General features: G+C 39.9%; 15 protein-coding genes and 1 riboswitch. Of the genes, 5 read left to right on the top strand and 10 right to left on the bottom strand.

Annotated elements, in window-relative coordinates:
• Positions 1-34: 34 nt before the first annotated feature.
• The 5 genes from pnp to PLA12_00810 form a co-directional block, all read right to left on the bottom strand.
• On the bottom strand, positions 35-2278 hold the full coding sequence (gene pnp / locus PLA12_00830) for a polyribonucleotide nucleotidyltransferase (protein ID HOQ31034.1): 2244 nt from the start codon (positions 2276-2278) through the stop codon (positions 35-37).
• 38 nt (positions 2279-2316) lie between these two features.
• Complete coding sequence (rpsO, locus tag PLA12_00825) at positions 2317-2586, bottom strand: 30S ribosomal protein S15 (protein ID HOQ31033.1); 270 nt, start codon at positions 2584-2586, stop codon at positions 2317-2319.
• Positions 2587-2708: 122 nt separating this feature from the next.
• Positions 2709-3956, bottom strand: coding sequence for a phosphoglycerate kinase (locus tag PLA12_00820; GenBank protein ID HOQ31032.1), 1248 nt, complete (start codon positions 3954-3956; stop codon positions 2709-2711).
• Between the two features lie 57 nt (positions 3957-4013).
• The gene (gene gap, locus PLA12_00815) at positions 4014-5012 is read right to left on the bottom strand and encodes a type I glyceraldehyde-3-phosphate dehydrogenase (protein ID HOQ31031.1); all 999 of its coding nucleotides are present in this window, start codon (positions 5010-5012) and stop codon (positions 4014-4016) included.
• 218 nt (positions 5013-5230) lie between these two features.
• Positions 5231-6424 (bottom strand): cation:proton antiporter, encoded by a 1194-nt coding sequence (locus tag PLA12_00810; protein HOQ31030.1) that lies wholly within the window; start codon positions 6422-6424, stop codon positions 5231-5233.
• A gap of 38 nt (positions 6425-6462) precedes the next feature.
• Positions 6463-6525, bottom strand: a riboswitch (Fluoride riboswitch).
• A gap of 128 nt (positions 6526-6653) precedes the next feature.
• On the opposite strand from PLA12_00810, the gene rpsU reads away from it, so the two are divergent.
• Positions 6654-6848: a 30S ribosomal protein S21 gene (rpsU, locus tag PLA12_00805; protein ID HOQ31029.1), complete on the top strand. Its 195-nt coding sequence runs from the start codon at positions 6654-6656 to the stop codon at positions 6846-6848.
• A gap of 91 nt (positions 6849-6939) precedes the next feature.
• Here the strand turns inward: rpsU and PLA12_00800 are convergent, their stop codons facing one another.
• The 3 genes from PLA12_00800 to PLA12_00790 form a co-directional block, all read right to left on the bottom strand.
• Positions 6940-7992: a hypothetical protein gene (locus PLA12_00800; GenBank protein HOQ31028.1), complete on the bottom strand. Its 1053-nt coding sequence runs from the start codon at positions 7990-7992 to the stop codon at positions 6940-6942.
• Between the two features lie 202 nt (positions 7993-8194).
• On the bottom strand, positions 8195-8881 hold the full coding sequence (locus PLA12_00795) for a DUF1080 domain-containing protein (GenBank protein ID HOQ31027.1): 687 nt from the start codon (positions 8879-8881) through the stop codon (positions 8195-8197).
• A 162-nt stretch (positions 8882-9043) separates the two neighbouring features.
• Positions 9044-10441, bottom strand: coding sequence for an MATE family efflux transporter (locus tag PLA12_00790; GenBank protein ID HOQ31026.1), 1398 nt, complete (start codon positions 10439-10441; stop codon positions 9044-9046).
• Between the two features lie 90 nt (positions 10442-10531).
• On the opposite strand from PLA12_00790, the gene PLA12_00785 reads away from it, so the two are divergent.
• Entirely contained in the window at positions 10532-11008 is a 477-nt protein-coding gene (locus PLA12_00785) for a helix-turn-helix domain-containing protein (protein ID HOQ31025.1), read from the top strand.
• A gap of 41 nt (positions 11009-11049) precedes the next feature.
• Here the strand turns inward: PLA12_00785 and PLA12_00780 are convergent, their stop codons facing one another.
• The gene (locus tag PLA12_00780) at positions 11050-11427 is read right to left on the bottom strand and encodes a polymer-forming cytoskeletal protein (protein ID HOQ31024.1); all 378 of its coding nucleotides are present in this window, start codon (positions 11425-11427) and stop codon (positions 11050-11052) included.
• A gap of 65 nt (positions 11428-11492) precedes the next feature.
• Positions 11493-12506, bottom strand: a complete 1014-nt coding sequence (locus PLA12_00775; GenBank protein ID HOQ31023.1) for a M23 family metallopeptidase — start codon at positions 12504-12506, stop codon at positions 11493-11495.
• Positions 12507-12986: 480 nt separating this feature from the next.
• Here PLA12_00775 and PLA12_00770 point away from each other — a divergent pair, with 480 nt between their 5' ends.
• The 3 genes from PLA12_00770 (at position 12987) to PLA12_00760 (ending at position 18969) form a co-directional block, all read left to right on the top strand.
• On the top strand, positions 12987-14048 hold the full coding sequence (locus PLA12_00770) for a M42 family metallopeptidase (protein HOQ31022.1): 1062 nt from the start codon (positions 12987-12989) through the stop codon (positions 14046-14048).
• A 38-nt stretch (positions 14049-14086) separates the two neighbouring features.
• Complete coding sequence (locus tag PLA12_00765; protein HOQ31021.1) at positions 14087-15253, top strand: hypothetical protein; 1167 nt, start codon at positions 14087-14089, stop codon at positions 15251-15253.
• Between the two features lie 89 nt (positions 15254-15342).
• Positions 15343-18969: a homocysteine S-methyltransferase family protein gene (locus tag PLA12_00760; GenBank protein HOQ31020.1), complete on the top strand. Its 3627-nt coding sequence runs from the start codon at positions 15343-15345 to the stop codon at positions 18967-18969.
• Positions 18970-19031 lie beyond the last annotated feature (62 nt).

Below are 19031 nucleotides of genomic sequence, written 5' to 3'. Positions count from 1 at the left end.
CTATTTTATTGATGGTAAGATATTCCTATTAAAATTAACGTCGATGTCTATTGGAATCGTTGCGATTAAAATTTCTTCCGCCTCGGTCTCTTTTTTCATAATGCGGTTCGGAATAGTTGTTCCTATTTCTGGGCACATTAGGAATTTTACCCAATTCCATATCCGCTTGAACTTTGGAAAGATTGATACGACCGAATTTATCCACTTCAATCACTTTCACATCTATCTCATCGCCTATATTCACCTCATCGGTAACTTCACGAACACGATGAGGAGCCAATTCGGATACATGAACAAGACCTTCTCGATTTCCAAGAATGCTGACAAAAGCACCAAAATTCATAATGCGGGTAACTTTTCCATGATAGATTTTCCCGACCTCAACCTCTGCAGTAATTCCTAACACCATATCGGTTGCTTTGTCTGCACACGCTTTGTCCACCGCAGCAATCATCACTGTTCCGTCATTCTGTATGGTAATCTCTGTCCCTGTTTTCATCTGGATATCGCGAATAACTTTTCCACCGGGACCAATAACTTCACGAATTTTATCCGGGTCGATTTTAATAGTATATATTCGTGGGGCATAAGGAGAAATTTCGGCACGTGGTTGAGGCAAGACTTTCTCCATTTTATCTAATATAAACAATCGCCCCTGTCGAGCCTGTTCGAGGGCTTGTTCCATAACAGAGCGAGGAACACCTTTAATCTTTGTATCCATCTGAAAAGCCGTAATTCCGTTACGCGTGCCACAGACTTTAAAGTCCATATCTCCGAGATGGTCCTCATCCCCTAAAATATCGGTCAGGACACGGAATTCTTCTCCTTCTTTGATTAAGCCCATGGCAATTCCTGCTACATGGGACTTGATAGGAACACCTGCATCCATTAAACTTAACGAACCACCACAAACAGATGCCATGGAACTGGAACCGTTACTTTCCGTTATATCCGAAACTACCCGAACGACATAAGGAAAACATGTGTCCGGGTCTGACACGACAGTGGAATCGTTGGGGTCAAAAGGAAGAACGCCGGTAAGAGCCCGTTCTGCCAATTTTCCATGTCCAACTTCACGTCTGCCCGGGGCACCTAATCTTCCCACTTCTCCTACGGACCATGGCGGGAAGTTATAGTGCAAGAAGAAACGGCTCATCGAATCACCGGTTAATTCGTCCAATCGCTGTTCATCCTGACTGGTACCTAAAGTTGTGGTAACTAAAGCCTGCGTTTCACCTCTTGTAAACAGGGCAGAACCGTGAGCACGCGGCAGAATACCTACTTCTATACTGATAGGACGAATTTCGTCTAACTTACGACCATCTACACGGAGATTTTCTTTAATGACCCGTCCCCGCAGGGTATTACGCACTATTTCTTCATAGATTTCTTTTGCCTGTATTTCCAATGCGGGATATTGTTCTTCACCGTATTTTTCTTTTATATAGGCAAGCAATTCTTCTTGAAGTTTACTAATCCCATCTCTGCGTGCCTGTTTCTCCGTCTGGAACAAAACGGCTTCCATTTTACCTGAAAGCCATTGCTGAATATCTTGTTCTAAGGCTTCATTCTTTACAGGTTCTTCAATCTGTATTTTTTCCTTCCCACATTTGCTTCGCAATTCTTCAATAGCGGAAACCAATTTTTTTATCCAGACATGTCCATACTCGAGGGCTTCAAGCATTACCTGCTCAGATACTTCCTTTGCCATACCTTCCACCATGCAAATGGCACTTTCTGTACCTGCCACAACAAGGTCTATCCGACTGTCTTTTATTTCTGCAATGGTGGGATTTACAACGAAATTTCCATCAATATAACCGATACGAACAGCACCAATAGGCTCTAAAAATGGGATAGGCGAAATATGAAGTGCTGCGGAAGCGGCATTAATAGATAACACATCTGGGTCATGGATATTGTCTGCGGACAGGACTGTTTGACAGACCTGAACCTCGTTCTTAAAGGATTTTGGGAATAAAGGTCTTAAAGGACGGTCGGTTAATCGTGATACAAGCACCTCGCGTTCTGAAGGTTTGGATTCCCGACGGAAAAAGTTACCGGGTATTTGACCTACTGAATAAAATTTTTCGCGATAATCAACGGTCAGCGGGAAAAAGTCCACTTCCAATTTATTGTTCAGGTCAACACAAGCAGTGGATAGCACCATAGTATCTCCACACTGACATATTACAGCCCCGTGTGCCTGCTTTGCTATTTTCCCCGTTTCAAATGAAACTTCTTTGGTGCCGATTGTTACTGAAATTCTTTCTACCATATTTAATTTTCTTTACATTTAGGCGTGAATAATGATTGTTATTTTCTAAGATTAAGTTTATCAATGAGAACCTGATAGCGTTCAAAGTCACTCTTACGGAGATATGCTAATAACGAACGCCTTTTCCCTACCATTTGAAGTAAACCGCGACGGCTTGCAAAATCTTTTTTATGTTTCTTCAAATGCTCTGTAAGTTCGCGAATTCTCTCTGTGAGAATGGCCACCTGCACTTCGGGAGAACCGGTATCATCACTGGTTCGTGCAAATTCCTGAATAAGTTCTTGTTTTCTCTCCTTTGTTAATGCCATATTTTTTTCCTTTCATTCGCCCAACCTTAGAGAGAGGTTCACATATCCCCTCTCCAGGTGTTGGGTAGTTAAAATTACATTTATATTATAAACTTAATTGTTGCTATATCTCAAAAAGCGGATTAACAGCAAGTGCAACCACAACCACATCCGAAAACTGCATCTTTATCTGTAAGAGCGACTACACCGGGTAGTTGTTTCCCTTCTAACATTTCAAGGGATGCACCACCACCCGTGGACACATGGGACATCTTATCCGTCAAACCAAATGCTTCAATGGCGGCTGCGGTATCACCACCACCAATAACACTAATAGCACCGCTATGGGCAAGACATTCTGCAAGAGCACGCGAACCTTTCGCAAAAGGTTCCATCTCAAATACGCCTACAGGTCCGTTCCATACCACCATCTTTGCTTTGCGAATTTCATCACAGAATTTTTCTATCGTCTTCGGTCCGATGTCCATCCCCATCCAGCCGGGTTCTATACCATCCGCAGGAACAACCTTCGTATCGGCATCTACAGCAAAACGGTTAGCAACTACAATATCTACCGGTAGTAATAACGGGATATTGCGTTCTTTCGCCTTTTCCATAGCATTTTTGGCAAATTCAATTCCTTCCTTATCCAGAAGTGAATCGCCAATTTCATAACCCATGGCTTTTAAGAAGGTATAAGACATACCGCCACCAATAATCAGAACATCCACCAGATTTAGCAAGTTTTCAATAACCTTAATTTTGTCATTTACTTTCTTGCCACCCAATATAGCCACCAGAGGACGCTCCGGATTTTTCAATACCTTTTCAAAGTATTCAATCTCTTTGGCTACCAAAAAACCTGCTACACTTACAGGCATAAACTTGGTAACTCCCTCCGTAGAGGCATGGGCACGGTGAACGGTTCCAAAGGCATCACTGACATATACATCCCCTAACTTTGCCAATTGCTGAGAAAGTTCTGGGTCATTCTTTTCTTCACCTTTTTCAAACCGTGTATTTTCAAGTAATAAAATATCACCGGGTTGCATTTCTGCTACTGCTTTTTCCACCTCAGGACCGACTACCTGGTCTACCTTCTTTACATTACCGCCTATCAACTCGCGTAAACGGTCTGCAACGGGGTCCATCTTCAATTTTTTTAATCCTTCGGTATCACCCGCTTTAATATAATCCTTCGGTCTTCCTAAATGAGACATTAGAATTAATTTTCCGCCGTTTTCGCGAACATACTGAATGCTGGGCAAAGCGGCACGAATACGGGTATCATCACGGACGGAACCGTCCTCATTTTGAGGAACATTAAAATCTACCCGCATAAGGACACGCTTCCCACGAACATCAATATCTTTCAATGTTAATTTATTCATATCCACATCCTTTCAATAAGGTGTGTTGTTATATGTATTTCTATGCATTCCAATAGGTTATTTTGCCATCAGTTTAAGCAAATCAACACAGCGATTGGAATAACCAAATTCATTGTCATACCAGGATACTACTTTCACAAAGTTATCACCCATTACCATAGTGCTTTGTGCATCAAAAATACTGGAATTAGGATTGCCGATAACATCGCAGGAGACTATCGGGTCTTCGGTGTAAGCAAGGATACCTTTAAGATAGGTTTCGGCAGCTTCTTTGATAGCCCTGTTAATATCTTCTTTGGTCACTTTCTTTTCCAATTCCGCAACAAGGTCAACGACGGAACCGTCAATCACCGGAACACGCATGGCAAAGCCATCTAACTTGCCTTTCAATTCAGGTAATACTTTACCAACGGCTCTTGCGGCACCTGTTGTTGTAGGGATAATCGCATTGGCAGCAGCACGGGCACGACGAAGGTCTTTATGAGGCATGTCAAGCACGCGCTGGTCATTCGTATACGCATGAACCGTGGTCATAAATCCACGAACAATCCCAAAATTCTTGTGAAGAACCTTAGCCACAGGGGCAAGGCAATTCGTTGTGCAACTGGCGTTAGAAACAACTACATCCGTAGGTTTTAATGTCTCATCATTAACACCCATAACAATAATCGCATCAACTTCATCTTTCGGAGGAACGGTTAATAAAACTTTTTTAGCCCCTGCAGAAACATGCTTTAAGCAATCGTCTTTCTTTGTAAAAATCCCTGTGGATTCAACAACAACGGTTGCACCTAAATCTCGCCAGGGAAGTTGGGACGGGTCTTTTATTGCGGTTACTTTGTACTCTTTCCCATTAACAATAATGGAATTTTCCGTTGCCTTTACTTCTGCGTTGAAAACACCAAATGTGCTGTCGTATTTAAGCAAATGAGCCAATGTCTTCGCATCGGTAATATCGTTTATACCAACGACCTCAAAATCTGCATTCTTTACCAACAGTTTGAATACCGTGCGACCGATACGACCAAAACCATTAATACCAACCTTGATTGCCATAACTGAACCCTTTCTTGTTAAAAGTTAATTGTTTAGTTTTAATTAAACGAATACTTGTTGATAATATATTTTTTATATCCTTCAAATATATAATTATCCGTCTTTATAACGGAATTTTTCTCTGATTATTCCCCCTTACCGCTCTCTTTATCTGTCGGGGATTATATTATCGCATAAGTTAAAGGGAATATTCAATTTATTTTTGTTATTTAAAGATATTACTCTTCTGATAATTCATGTGTAGCCTCTGTGGGATGAGGTTTTCGGGTTAAAAGATGTTTGGGGGTAAAGAAATAAGACGCAATCATCGTTGGAATTACAGCACTTCCAATAACCGTAATCACGATATAAGAATATTGTTCTGTATTAATAATCTTATGAGTATACCCGAATAGAGCCGATATAGTTCCGAAGGTAAGTCCAGTGGACATCATCAAGGTGTAATACCATCGTTCATTCTTTTCTCGCCGGAATTGAGAAATGAAAGGATATAGCCCTAATATTTTGGAAATTACCTTTGCTACTAATAAGGCAATGATAAGAAGAGGAGCAGAAATTAATGCAGGAATGGATACAAGTGTCCCGGCTCTTAAGAAATAAAATGGGGTTAGAAACCCTACAGTTAAGGTTCGTAATCTCCGCAACCAAACTGGATTCCTTTGACTAAATTCTGCAAGCACCATACCTGCTATATAAGCAGGTAATACAGCTTCATTGCCCGACCATAACGCCAATGCTCCTAATCCAAATAATGTAAATGAAATCCATTTGGTTCGAATGGCTGCCGTTCGGTTTCCATATACATTCGTTAAATAGTTCGTTATAAATGGGAAAAGTGCAAGATAGATAACCGTTATAGTAATAAAAATAAAGGTCTTGTAGGTAAACGGTGCAAAGATAATTCCTAAAGCCAGAACGGTCCCAATATCATTGATAAAGCAAGAACCTAATATGCCCTTCCCGAATTCTGTAATATTTAACCCTGTATCAATCATTACCGCATAGACCACAGCCATTGAAGTAGTGGATAGGGCTACACCACATAGCAAACTGGCTTGCGGAGTCCATCCTAATAAGAAATAAGTAATTAACGAACAACCGATGAAAGGAGAAAAAAATCCAATTAACCCTATAAGAAGGACTTCCTTCCATTTATTTTTAATCACCGTAGGTTCTAATTCAGCACCTGCCAGAAAGGTAAGAAAAATGGCTCCACTACCTGCAAGAAATTTCAGCCATTCTTCACCGTTATTGAGCAAATCGGTGTGTAAGAAATTGCTGGTTACATACCCGGCAACAACACCCACACAAATTTCTATCAAAGCAATAGAAACCCTCAAATAGTAGGCAATTATTACAGAGATGAGGGCAAGAGATAACCAGATGGATGCAGATAAATACAGTTGTTCCATGTCATGTTCCTTTCGTAGAAATAGTTATACCGAGGATGTTTTAGGTAGGAGTCATCAGCCACGCTCGGCAGTTTGAGGAGAACCCCATCTCCGCTGAATTGCAATAATATTCTAACACAAATAATAGAAAAATTTAAAATGGAACATCTCTTGAAACATTGTCCCTATTTGTTATATAATTAAAATCCTTTTCAACTTACAAATTTATATTGAAAGGAGGTTGATTTCTTTGACAAAGGTTCGAATTAAGCCGGAAGAGTCTTTCGATAAGGCTATGCGGCGTTTCAAGAAAAAGTGCAATAAAGATGGTATTATGCAAAGACTTCGCGAACTTCGCCATTATGAGAAGCCCTCGGAACGCCGTCGTAGAAGATTAATTAAAGCGGTATCTCGCTCAATTATGGAATCCGAAACGGTTCAATAGAAGATTTTTCCAATTTATACAAGCACAAGAGATAATCGAAAATAAAATGCTCCTAATAGATAAGTCAGGAGCATTTTTATTCTAAACAAGATTATATTTCCGGAGCACTGGATAAATCACTGATAACAAAATCCTGAACGGGTGGGCTTGTTCCATCTCCGCCACCACAGGATAAACCAACAACGGCATTAAATTGTTTCGGGTCAATACTAAGATAGGTTATCTGTATTTTTCCATCAAAGAACAGTTCAACCTGAATATTATTTTTAAATGGTTTACCATCTTCTCCAATGGTTGGACTTTGTGCAAGAGGAATATTTATCCATGAAATAACTATTTTTTGAGGAAGCAAGCTATAAATAACACCACTACCTTCCTCTGCAAGCAATGCATCTATTGGTAAAAGAGAGATTTGCGGATATGCAAAATGTTTGCCCACTGTAATAGGTTCCAACCCTTTTGCACCAAAGGATATATATCCTTTACTGGAAACATAAATATCTGTGTATTTAACTCCATAAAAAGGAATGGGTGCTATTGAGAAAGATATTTTGAACGGGTCTTGTACTGCAAAAAGAGCATAGTTTCCCATATTAGGAGGTTGCTGGGGAAATTGTTGAACATTCTTCTTGATACCTTGTTTATAGAAGTGTAGTCCTTCATCTGGAATAAAAACCAAAGTCGTATTGGACAAATCAAAAGGTCGATTATAAAGACCGCCAAAAACTTCTGTATAGAAGTTAGGGACAGTCGTTACTGTAATTACTTTTTCCTTCCCTCCGCCTGAAACTTTGATATACCCTGTGGCAAAAGAAGGCACTGACTTTTGAGTGCTATCACGGTTGATATGAACGGATACCTTTACGGGTTCATCATTTGCAGCAATTTTCCCGGAGGTCGGATTTACAAGAATCCAATTTTTTATAGGTTCTACTTTATAGTACAAGATAGAATTCTTATCACCGGCGTTCCATATTTGAAATTCCCAGTCTGTTTCTACAATGCCTGTATACATATCTCCGCCGAAATGATGTGATAGTGCAGATACCTGCAAATCGGGTTTGGGGCATCCTGTTAAAAATGTCATAACACATAGCAATAACAGGAAGGTGGATATTCGATATAAAAAGAAGAATACTTTCATTATGTTTTACTCCAATATGTTGCTATTAAATTTTATTTCTATTAAGTATATTACATCGAATACTCATTTCGTTTCTCTTTTTTTAATAAAAATTTATTTCCTGCTGCTTTAATTTGCATAACTTCTTTATTAAAAATAAGTTGTAATTTTCCTTTTTCAATCGCAGAGAAAACAGAAATGGATAGAAACTCGTTCTGTGTAATTACTTTTTGGGTTCTAACTTTCTTAATTTAATATTACGAAATTCAATAGGTGCTCCTTCACTTTGTAATCCAATATAACCTTCTGTTACGGTGCATTTATGTGCTTCATTTTGCAGAACACCATTTACAAATACGCGAATGGTATCCCCTTCACACCAGATATCGTATTGGTTCCATTCACCGGGTTTCTTTTCACTACAGTCCGCCCGCTTCGGCACACGACGGTCATCTTCTTTGCTTGCATTTTTCTTATGTTCCTCAAAATCGGTCCCACCAATCACCCAAAAATCTCCTGCATTTTCATGCATGAGTTGAGCCTCGATAGATTTTGGCCACACTTCGTCTTTATCCTGAACATGAAGCAAAACACCGCTATTGCCCGGAGAACCTGCCCAACGCCATTCTAATTGCAATTGATAATTTCCAAATTTTTTATCTGTGCGAATATAACCTGCGGGATTTCCAGTGCAATGAATAACCCCATCTTTTACCATCCATGTTTTCGCAGGGTCTGCATTTGGGTCCGGAAGAAACTGAACCCAACCTTGCAATGATTTCCCATCAAACAAAGAAATCCATTCACCTTTCTCCGCAGCACGGGTTTCATCTGCTCTAATGTTTATCATCATCAAAGATACGAGGATAATCATGGCAAACATCATGGGCAACATCATTTTGTAACTCATATTTTGCTCCTTCTAATAACGGTTTATATTTTCTGAACACTTCATACTCTCATTAAATTTCATAATACCACATTTAACCTCCTTTTTAAGAACCAAAATATCTGGTGTAAAAAAATAAATCTAAATATCCGTTTTATTCGACAGCGTTACCTTTGTTCAGTTTCATTGAGTTGGGACTTCTTCCGAAAAGATAATGATTTGTGTCCACTTTTCAGAAAGAAAGCGATAGATAAGGGTCATACTTAAAACCGCAATATAAATTGTAGCAGCAATCCAGGAACCAAAAGCACCCCAACCTAAAACGAAGCCCATAATAATTGCCAGAGGCAGGAAAAGGCAATAAGCATTGATAACCATCGCCCACATTACCCAGCGGGTATCTCCAGCACCCCGCAAAGCACCTAAACAAATAATATTAATGGCATCAAACGCTTGAAATAAAGCAGCTAAAATTAATAACCGATGCCCAAAATGAACGACCTCCGGGTCTTGGCTGAATATATGGTAAATAAGTTTCCCTCCAAATACAGCAAGAACAAAACCCATGCTTACCATATATCCCATACATAAAGCAAGGGCTACATAAACCCTTTGTTTGGCTATTTGCACTTCCCGCCGACCTAACCACTGTCCAACAATCGCAGAAATGCCAATACTCACCGCAACCGCAGGCATAAAACACAAATGCATAAAACTGATGGCTACATTATGCGACGCAAGAGAAACATCCCCAAACCTACCTACAATAAAACTGGTAAATATGCTCCAGTTGCAAATATCTAAAAACATGGATAATCCCGCAGGTATCCCAATTCTTATTAATTCTTTCATCCGTTGAAAATCAAAATAGTAGTAAGTTCGTGTTCCAAATTTCTGATGTAGCCCGGGCATCAGAAACAGGAAAAATAGAATTAATGTTTGCGTCCATTGTGAAATTACAGTGGCATAACTGGCTCCGGCTATCTCCATCCGTGGAAAACCAAACTTCCCGAAAATTAAAAGATAGTTTAATATCAGATTTAAGACATTCCCTACAATGGCTGAATACATAGGCACTCGTGGTTTGCTGATAGAGGGAAAAAAGGAGGCTAAAGCGGAACCCATAGCCATCGGGAAATAGCCCAACAACCGAATACGGAAGTAGGTTATTTCCTGTTGGGTAACTTCGGGACTGTGTTTCATCCATGAAAACAACATCTCTGAAAAAAGAAACAATATTCCCGCAAGCAAGATAGAAAAAAACGCCAGATAAATCCCCTGCCATGTATATCGCGAACAATCCTTCCATATTTCCTTACCATACGACTGTGCTACAAATGTCCCCGTGCAACCCACAATACCTAATAATAATGTGCTCATCGTGTATGACCATATTCCCGCAGAACCGACCGCCGCCAAAGGCACCGTTCCTAATTGAGCGACCATCCACTTATCACAAAATTCCATAACGGTATAGGAAAGGGAACCCAATACAATAGGCCAGGACATATAGAACACTTCACGAGTGGCTTCTACCCATAGTAAGTGTTTGGCTTTATTTTCATAAAAAGATTGCGGCATAAATTTTCCGATAGTTCCCTTCTATATAAATTCTTTTGGAAATGTATTATACTATTTATAAAAGGAATAAAAGTAAAAGGATTGTTTTACATGGCTCGTATAAAATTACATATCCAGCAACCTATAAATGAGTTTACACTGAAAACACTTCTTGAAGCCCATGGATATGCTATTGTAAACGATTTTGCCGATGTATTGATTACCGATGATTATTCTTTCGCATTAAAATATGCGAAAAATCAACCTACCCTCATTTTGGCATCGGCTCAACAAATTCCTCAGGCTGTAGAACTGATGAGACAGGGAGTATATGGATATATTTTTGTGCCTTTTCAACCCGATGAAGCTCCTATGATGGTTGAACGAGCATTGGGTTTATGGGAGGCAGGTAAAAATACAGTTGAGAAAAAAATAGTATCCTTAAAAGAAATAGAAACAGAGACCCTACTAAAAACTTTAGCAGAATGTCACTTTAACCGTTCAGAAGCAGCCCGTAGATTAGGTATTGGAAGAAATACACTCTGGCGGAAACTGAAAAAAATAAAAGAAAAAAATGATATTGTTTAAGGTGTGGAATTTCCTAATGTGTCAGACCCGAATATATTTTTTTATTTTTGCTGAGGAACCGGATTTGAAGGAGGTTTCATCGTGCATTTTCCTTCAAAAACAACTCCCTCCGCAATACTAACACGAGGAGCGGTAATATCACCAATAACTCTACCCGAAGCGGTAATTTCCAATCGTTCCGTTGCAAAGATATTTCCCTGAACCTCACCACTTACGATAACCTGTTGTGCCCGAATTTCTGCTTTTACCTTACCGTTATCATGAATTACAACAGTATCTTTACTGGTGATTTTTCCAATCACCTCTCCTTCAATTCGGAGAGAGCTTTCCGATGTTATATCACCATTTACTACTGTTCCAGAACCAATTATACTTTTTACATCCATTTCACCGGGACCTTTCTTTCTTACATCTAACATAACACTTTCCTACTCGTTAATTAGCTCGATTTTTTGAAAGACTGATTACTAAAAACAAACAATTATTATCTACTTAAGTATTTTAACGGATTTACAGCTTGCTTTCCAATTCGGACTTCAAAATGTAAATGAGGACCTGTACTTCTACCTGTGCTCCCTACCGCACCGATAACCTGTCCTTTCTCAACTTTTTGACCTACGGTAACATTTATCTGGGATAGGTGAGCATACGCCGTTTGTATACCATCACCATGGTCAATGATAACCATATTTCCATAGTCTCCTTCACGCCCCGCAAAACTTACCGTCCCTTTACCCGCGGATATAACCTGTGTGCCATAGGGCACTGCAATATCAAGACCGTCATGATGTTTTATTCTATTGGTAAACGGGTCTCTACGATACCCGAAATACGACATTAACTTACCCATCCGCTTCGCAATAGGCCAACTATTCGGCGTCCGTTCAATCTTAACATTCTGTGCCTCCACACCTTTAAGCAAATCCTGCAACCCTATTTTACGTAAGGCAATCTCCTGCAATATCAAATCTGCTGAAAGCCGATTGGAACTGCGTAAAAGAGTGGGAACACTTATAGAATTTCGACTTGCCTGAAATTCCATATTCATAGGCTTTCCCACAGGACCTCCTTTTCCTCCTTCTTTACGGCTTGTCGTATCCACCGCCGGCGTCTTGTATTTAGGTGTTAAACCCGTTGCCTGACGTGCTTTTGTCTCTATTTCCAGCAATTCATTCAACTGCGATGTAATCACGGCGATTGTTGATTCATACTCGGAACGAAGTTGATTTTCTATACGACGCAATTCTTCCTCTGAAACGCCATTTGCAACTGTCGGGCTCGTATTCCCATTACCTGTGGCATATTCCAGATTGCGATTAATTTGCTTCAATTCCGACAGATGTGTCGAAATAATATGCTGGCGTGTATATAAAAAGGAAGTAAAGAAGGTAAGCACCGCTATCAGAAGTAAAATAAAACCAAATACGCTCGGTGATAACCTTATATGGATTTTCTCACCTTCCTTTTTCGGAAGCCTGATGATTGTCCATGATTTCACGCGTTGCGGCTCCTTATAGAAAAGATAGTCCTTTTCCTTGATTTATATATATCCTCAATCTCAAATCTATAATATTCAATTTTGACGCAAATTCAAATTTAACATGAATTAACCAGTTTTGTCAAGTAAAATTTTAAAATTTTTTAAATTTTTGTAACAAAAAATCCGTCTATTTGTATATATCTATGAAATATAAGGGTTTATTTGCACTTAAAAAGTATAAATTTTTTAAGCAAAATTTGGAAATAACAGGTATAATTAGATTAGAGGTGATTAAAAAAACAGATTGTTAGATATAAAACATTAAAAGTCTGCAGGTAGTTTGAGATTAAAGAGGGGTAAGTGTATTTTGTTTATTTTGTATATTTGTCAACAATTAATCCAGGTTGAAGACAATAACCTTAATCGCTTCCACCTCTTTCATTTGTCCTATCTATCTTCTATATGTTAATTTATAAAAAACAGAAAAGGATTACCGCCATGTTATCTCCTTCATCAAAATCTTTCCTCTATGATTTACTCACTACTCCAAGCCCTTCAGGTTTTGAAGTTAAAATTCAGGAGAAGTGCAAAGAATATATGACAGGCTACGCGGATGAAATCTATAAAGATGTCCACGGAAACCAATTCTATGTAATCAACAAAAATGCTCCTCTGCGTGTTATGCTCTGTGGACATGTAGATGAAATCGGGCTGATGGTCAATTCTATTGATGATAACGGTTTCATTCGTGTAGTAGCCATTGGCGGTGTTGATATTGCTGTTCTCCCCGGGCAAAGGGTAGCAATACACTCAGCAAAAGGTGCTGTATACGGTGTTATTGGCAGGAAACCTATTCATCTAACGCCGGAAAAGGAACGGGAAAAATCCCCCGAACTACATGAATTATGGGTTGATATAGGTGTTACCAGCAAAAAAGAGGCAGAAAAAATAGTATCTGTGGCAGACCCGATTACTTTAGATGTTCCTATTCGTGAACTTAAAAACAACTCGATTTCTGCCCGTGGGTTAGATGACCGTATTGGTGCTTTTGTTTGTCTTGAAGCCATACGCAATTTGCCCAAAAATAAATTAAAAGTGGCGGTTTATTGTGTTACTACGGTTCAAGAAGAAATCGGCTTGAGAGGAGCCGTTACAAGTGCTTTTGCATGCGAACCGCATACCGCCATAGCGGTTGATGTCGGCTGGGCAACAGACCACCCAGGAATTGACAAAGCCAAATATGCCGACATTAAATTAGGGAAAGGTCCTATCCTTGATAAAGGACCGAATATAAATCCAAAAGTGCTTGAAGGCTTAATTAAAATAGCCCAAAACCAGAAAATACCCTATCAACTTATGCCGGCGCCCCGTGCTACTGGAACCGATGCAAATGCTATACAATTAAGCCGTAAAGGAGTTGCCACAGGACTTGTGGGTATCCCCAACCGTTATATGCATACACCTGCAGAAATTGTCTCGTTGACAGATGTGGAAAATGCTATAAAATTAATAAAAAATTGGATACTTTCCTTGACCCCTTCTATAGATTTCACTCCATAATCAATATATACACCATTTACGATTGATAGGAAGTCTTTATGTCCAAAGCAAGCAAAATACAATTTACCCGCCGTGGTTTCCTTGCCTCTACCCTTTGGTTCCCTGTTGCGAGTATGGCTTATGCACAAAGCCAGACGACTACAACAAAATCTCGTAATGTCTGGGACGAATTTGAAATGTATGAAGATGAAAAAACCGGAGCAAAGATATATAAAATTGTTACGGGTCCCTCTAAAAATACAACGATATATCAAACTCATCCCATGTGGGGAAAATCCTGTGAACATTTTTATTTCCTTTCAGACCGTTCCGAAGGCAAATCACAATTACATCGTTTAGAAAGAGATACAAAAAAGATTTCTCCCGTGCTGGAAATAGGTATGGGCAACTTTTCTTTATCATGGGAAACAGAAAGGGTTTATTTCTTTAAAGAGAACAAAATATTCAAACAAGAGGTAGATAGAAGCAAGTCAGAAATAGGAACATATCCCGATGAATTCGGCACAATGACAGGCGGAATTGGGATTTCTGCAGATGAGAAATGGTTATACTGCGCCACACACAAAGAAGAGGGAGAACAAAATCTCCTGCGTCGAATGAGTATTTCGGAGGGTAAATGGGAAGAATGCACACAAGTCCCGTTTAAGATAGGACATGTTCAACCGAATTTCTGGAATACAGACCTGGTTATGTTTTGCTGGGAAACCGGAGGAGATAGTCCTCAACGGACATGGTGCTGGTCTGAAAAAACTCACAAGGCAGAACCTTTTTTTGTAGAGCCTGATGAACTCTGGATAACCCACGAAGTATGGTGGGGCACAGAACGAGCTTTATTTACCATCTGGCCCTATGACGAAGCCCATAAAAAATTGCCTCATGGCGTGGCGGAAACAGATAAAGAAAAGGGAAGTAAAGGTAGTATGAATTTATTAGCCCAATATCCTGCATGGCATACCCATGGTAGCCATGATTTTAAATGGGTATTAGGGGATGATTTCGATAGAAACATCTGGCTGATTTTACCGGAGAAAAAAGAACGGCGGCTACTTGTATCTGGTAAAATTGGAAACAATATTAAAGTGCATCCCCATGCGTCTTTTTTACCAGACAGTTCTGGTATTGTTTTTAATACCTCCTGTTTCGGCTATGAAGAAATTCATCTTGTTCTGTTACCAGAAAATTTTGAGGCTTTGCCTTTGGCTTGACCAGCCTAACAGAATAGACAATCATAACCTCTTAATATGATATTATTTAAATCTCCAATTTCCTTTTTATGTCCCCGGGAAAAATATCTATGCGATTTTTAGACTATATCCAAGAACAAATTTTAATTATTGATGGTGCCACAGGCACGATGGTTCAGGACCTAAATTTAGGTGTTGAATACTATGGTGGCGAACCCTACCGAATGCTTACGGATTTAATAAATTTTTCGGCACCTGAAGCAATGAAATCCATCCATCGAGCCTACTTCGAAGCAGGTAGTAGCGCTGTGGAAACCAACACCTTTGGGGCATCTCATTTGCGCCTTTCAGAGTATGATTTTACAGAATTAGATACAAAAATCTTCCCGTCTAATCCTTATAATATAACGCTACAGAAAATTAACCATAAGGAATGGAGTTATTATCTCAGCCGTCGTGGGGCTGAAATCGCATGTGAAGCACGGGAAGAATATCGGCACTCCCACAAATACGATAACAGACCCCTTTTTATTTTAGGTTCCGTAGGTCCATCCAATCGTGTATTAACTTTTTCGCGTGCAGGACTAACTCCGTCTACTTTTGAAGAAATACGCGAAAATTTCCGTATTCAGATAAAAGGTTTGTTAGATGGGGGGGTGGATGTTGTTTTATTTGAAACACAACAGGATATTCTCGAACTGAAAGCAGGTATTTTTGGTGCACGGGATGCTATGCGGGAATGTGGCAAGCATGTCCCTGTGATTGCCCAGATTACTGTTGACCCCTTTGCCCGTATGCAAATCTTTAATACGGATATTCACTCTGCTCTTGTTAGTATTGAAGCATTAGGGATTGATGTCTTTGGTATTAATTGCTCTATTGGTCCCGACTTGATGCAAACGGCTGTGGAAAAAATGTCCCGCTATGCTCATGTTCCTTTAAGCACAATACCCAATGCAGGGTTGCCTCAATCGGAAGCAGGAAAAACCGTTTTCCGATTTGCCCCAAAACCTTTTGCAGAGATTTTAAGTTCCCTCGCATTGGAATATGGCTTAAATATCGTTGGTGGTTGCTGTGGCACACGACCGGAACATATTGCAGAATTAGTGGAACGGTTAAAAGGGAAAAAGCCTGCTACTCGCAATCCATCGGATAAGATTTTCATTACAGGTGTGCAGAAGGCTGTGGCTTTAGATGCAGAGCGTTCCCTCATTCGTATAGGGGAACGGCTAAATGTCCGCGGCTCAAAAAAAGTGCGTGAAGCGGTTGAAACGGACAACGGGATAGATATGGATGCTTTGGAAGAAGTGGCTCGCGAACAGATTGACGATTTAGGATGTGAGATTATTGATGTTTGCATGGACTCCAACCATGTAAACACTGTAAAAACCCTCTCCCGAGTGGTTCACCAGATTAGTGCGGATATTAAAGGGGCCATGTGTATTGATTCATTTCAGCCAGATGCTTTAATCGAAGCTGTTCGTTATTATGCAGGTGTGCCTATTTTAAATTCCATATCTCTGGAAGAAGTAGAAGCAGGAAAAACCAAATTAGACATTCTTTTACCGCCTACAAAAGATTTCGGTTGCTTTTATGTGGCTCTTTGCACAGACTCCAAAGGACCTGCAGATACAGTTGAACGAAAAATTACCCTGGCAAAACAAATCGTTGAAAAAGCGAAGAATTATGGCGTCCCGACGCATCGTTTGTTTATTGATGTAAATGTCTTTCCTATTGGTGCCGAACCCAACGAAACACAAAATTATGCCCTGGAAACTTTACAGGGAATTGAACAGGTTCGAAAAGAATTACCCGACGCTTTTACTATTATTGGTGTAGGCAATCTAACCAATGGCTTGGCACAAAAACCTCACATGCGGAAAGTCCTTACCTCTGTTTTTTTAGACGAAGCACGAAAACGCGGTCTCCATTCTGCCATATTGAACCCACAACACTATGTTTTCGTCGAAAATCTTGACCCCGAAGATTATCGCCTTGCTAAGAAAATAATCTTTGAACGAGATATGGAATGCTTTGCAATATTGGAAGAACGGGCTTTATCGTTAAAACAAAAAGAAACCTTTAAGAAAAACAACTATGACGAATTGCCTCTGGAAACAGCTATTTGTGAAAAGATAAAGGACGGATTCAAAGAACGGGGAAAAGGACAGGTTGAATTTCAAGGATTTATTTATGAATATCAAGACTTAATCGTTCCCCAAGTCGCAAAAGCATTGGAAAAACACGAACCCTTAAACTTTGTCAGCGATTACTTAATGTCTGCTATGCAGGAATTAGGGGATTTGTTCGGTAAAGGGGAAGTGTCCTTACCCCATCTTCTCCGTTCGGCAGATGTTATGAAACAAGCCATGGGCTTTATTGAAGGCTACCTGCGTTATAAAGCAAAACAAGAAAAGCGCGAACAATCGGAAGAGACCGTGCGCGGCACTATCGTTTTAGGAACGGTGTATCAAGATGTGCATTCTATAGGTAAAGACCTAACCAAAACTTTGCTCGAAAATTACGGCTACAAAGTCATTGATTTGGGAGTTATGGTGCCATTACAGGAATTTATTGACCAGGCAAAAAAACACAAGGCTAATGCAATAGGTATGTCGGCTCTTTTGGTGCAAACAGCGAACCACATGATAACAGTAGCACGCATGACCAAAGAACAAGGGCTGGATATACCTATTCTCACGGGAGGTGCTGCGGTAACGCCACGACATACTGCCTTTGTGGCAATGATGGGGCAGGAGGATATAAACCAAATACGACCCGATGTCTTCTACTGCCGAACCGCAATGGATGGCGTAAACATTATGAATCAGATAACCACATCATCGGAAACACGCGAAAAACTATATCAACAAAATAGAGAAGCCTTAAAACAACGCTACCTTCAAGCAACAAAACGCCTTCAAGAAGAAGAACAAAAATTGCGAGATTTGCCCCGTCGTATTATTTCAACACCTTTCCCCCAATACCCAAAATCTCCCCGTTTTCGCAATCGCACCTTCCGTATGTCCCTATCCAAATTCCTGCAATATATTGATAAACAAACCCTATTCTCTCTGAATTGGAAATTCGGAGGTAAAACCAGTCAGGAGAAAGCAGGACATACAATGGAAGAATTGGAAAAACTTTTTGATAAATGGATATCGCTCACAGAAAAACAAAAATGGATAGAACCTCAGGCGATATACGGACTATTCCCTGCGAAATCGGTTGATAATTGGGTTTATGTTTATAATCCAGAAAATATAGAGGAGATTTTAGGTAAAGTTGAATTTACAACTGTTATCGGTGCCGGCGAAAAAGACCTCGTATCAGGCTCACAGTATTTCCGTTCCTTGAATGATAATGAATGGGATGTAATTGGAATACAGGTTAGCACGGCAGGACCTTCTATTGAACAAGGACTTGCCTATTTCAAAGAACAGGGAGACAGCGAATCTTACTTATTCCTTCAAGGTTTGGGAGACCGCATTGCAGAAGATACTGCGGAATTTATACATCGACATCTACAAAATTTACTCCACATCCCACACGAACATGGAAGGCGTTGGTCCCCCGGCTATCCCGGCATGACAAATATCCTGATGAACGAAACCATCCTGAACATCCTCGGCGGAGGTGCTTCCATCGGTGTTTCTTTACTGGAATCCGGACAATTCCATCCTACCTGCACTACCGCCGCGGTTATCTCATTCCATCCCGAAGCCAAATACACCTAATAAAAAAGACTTCATGCCGACAAAAAATAGAAAATCAACTATCGCTTTGATATGATATTTTT

Origin of the sequence: Candidatus Hydrogenedens sp., from assembly GCA_035378955.1 — a bacterium.
GTDB lineage: Bacteria > Hydrogenedentota > Hydrogenedentia > Hydrogenedentales > Hydrogenedentaceae > Hydrogenedens.
The sequence above is the reverse complement of the archived record's forward strand: the minus strand, read 5'-3'. Positions and strand labels throughout refer to the sequence as shown.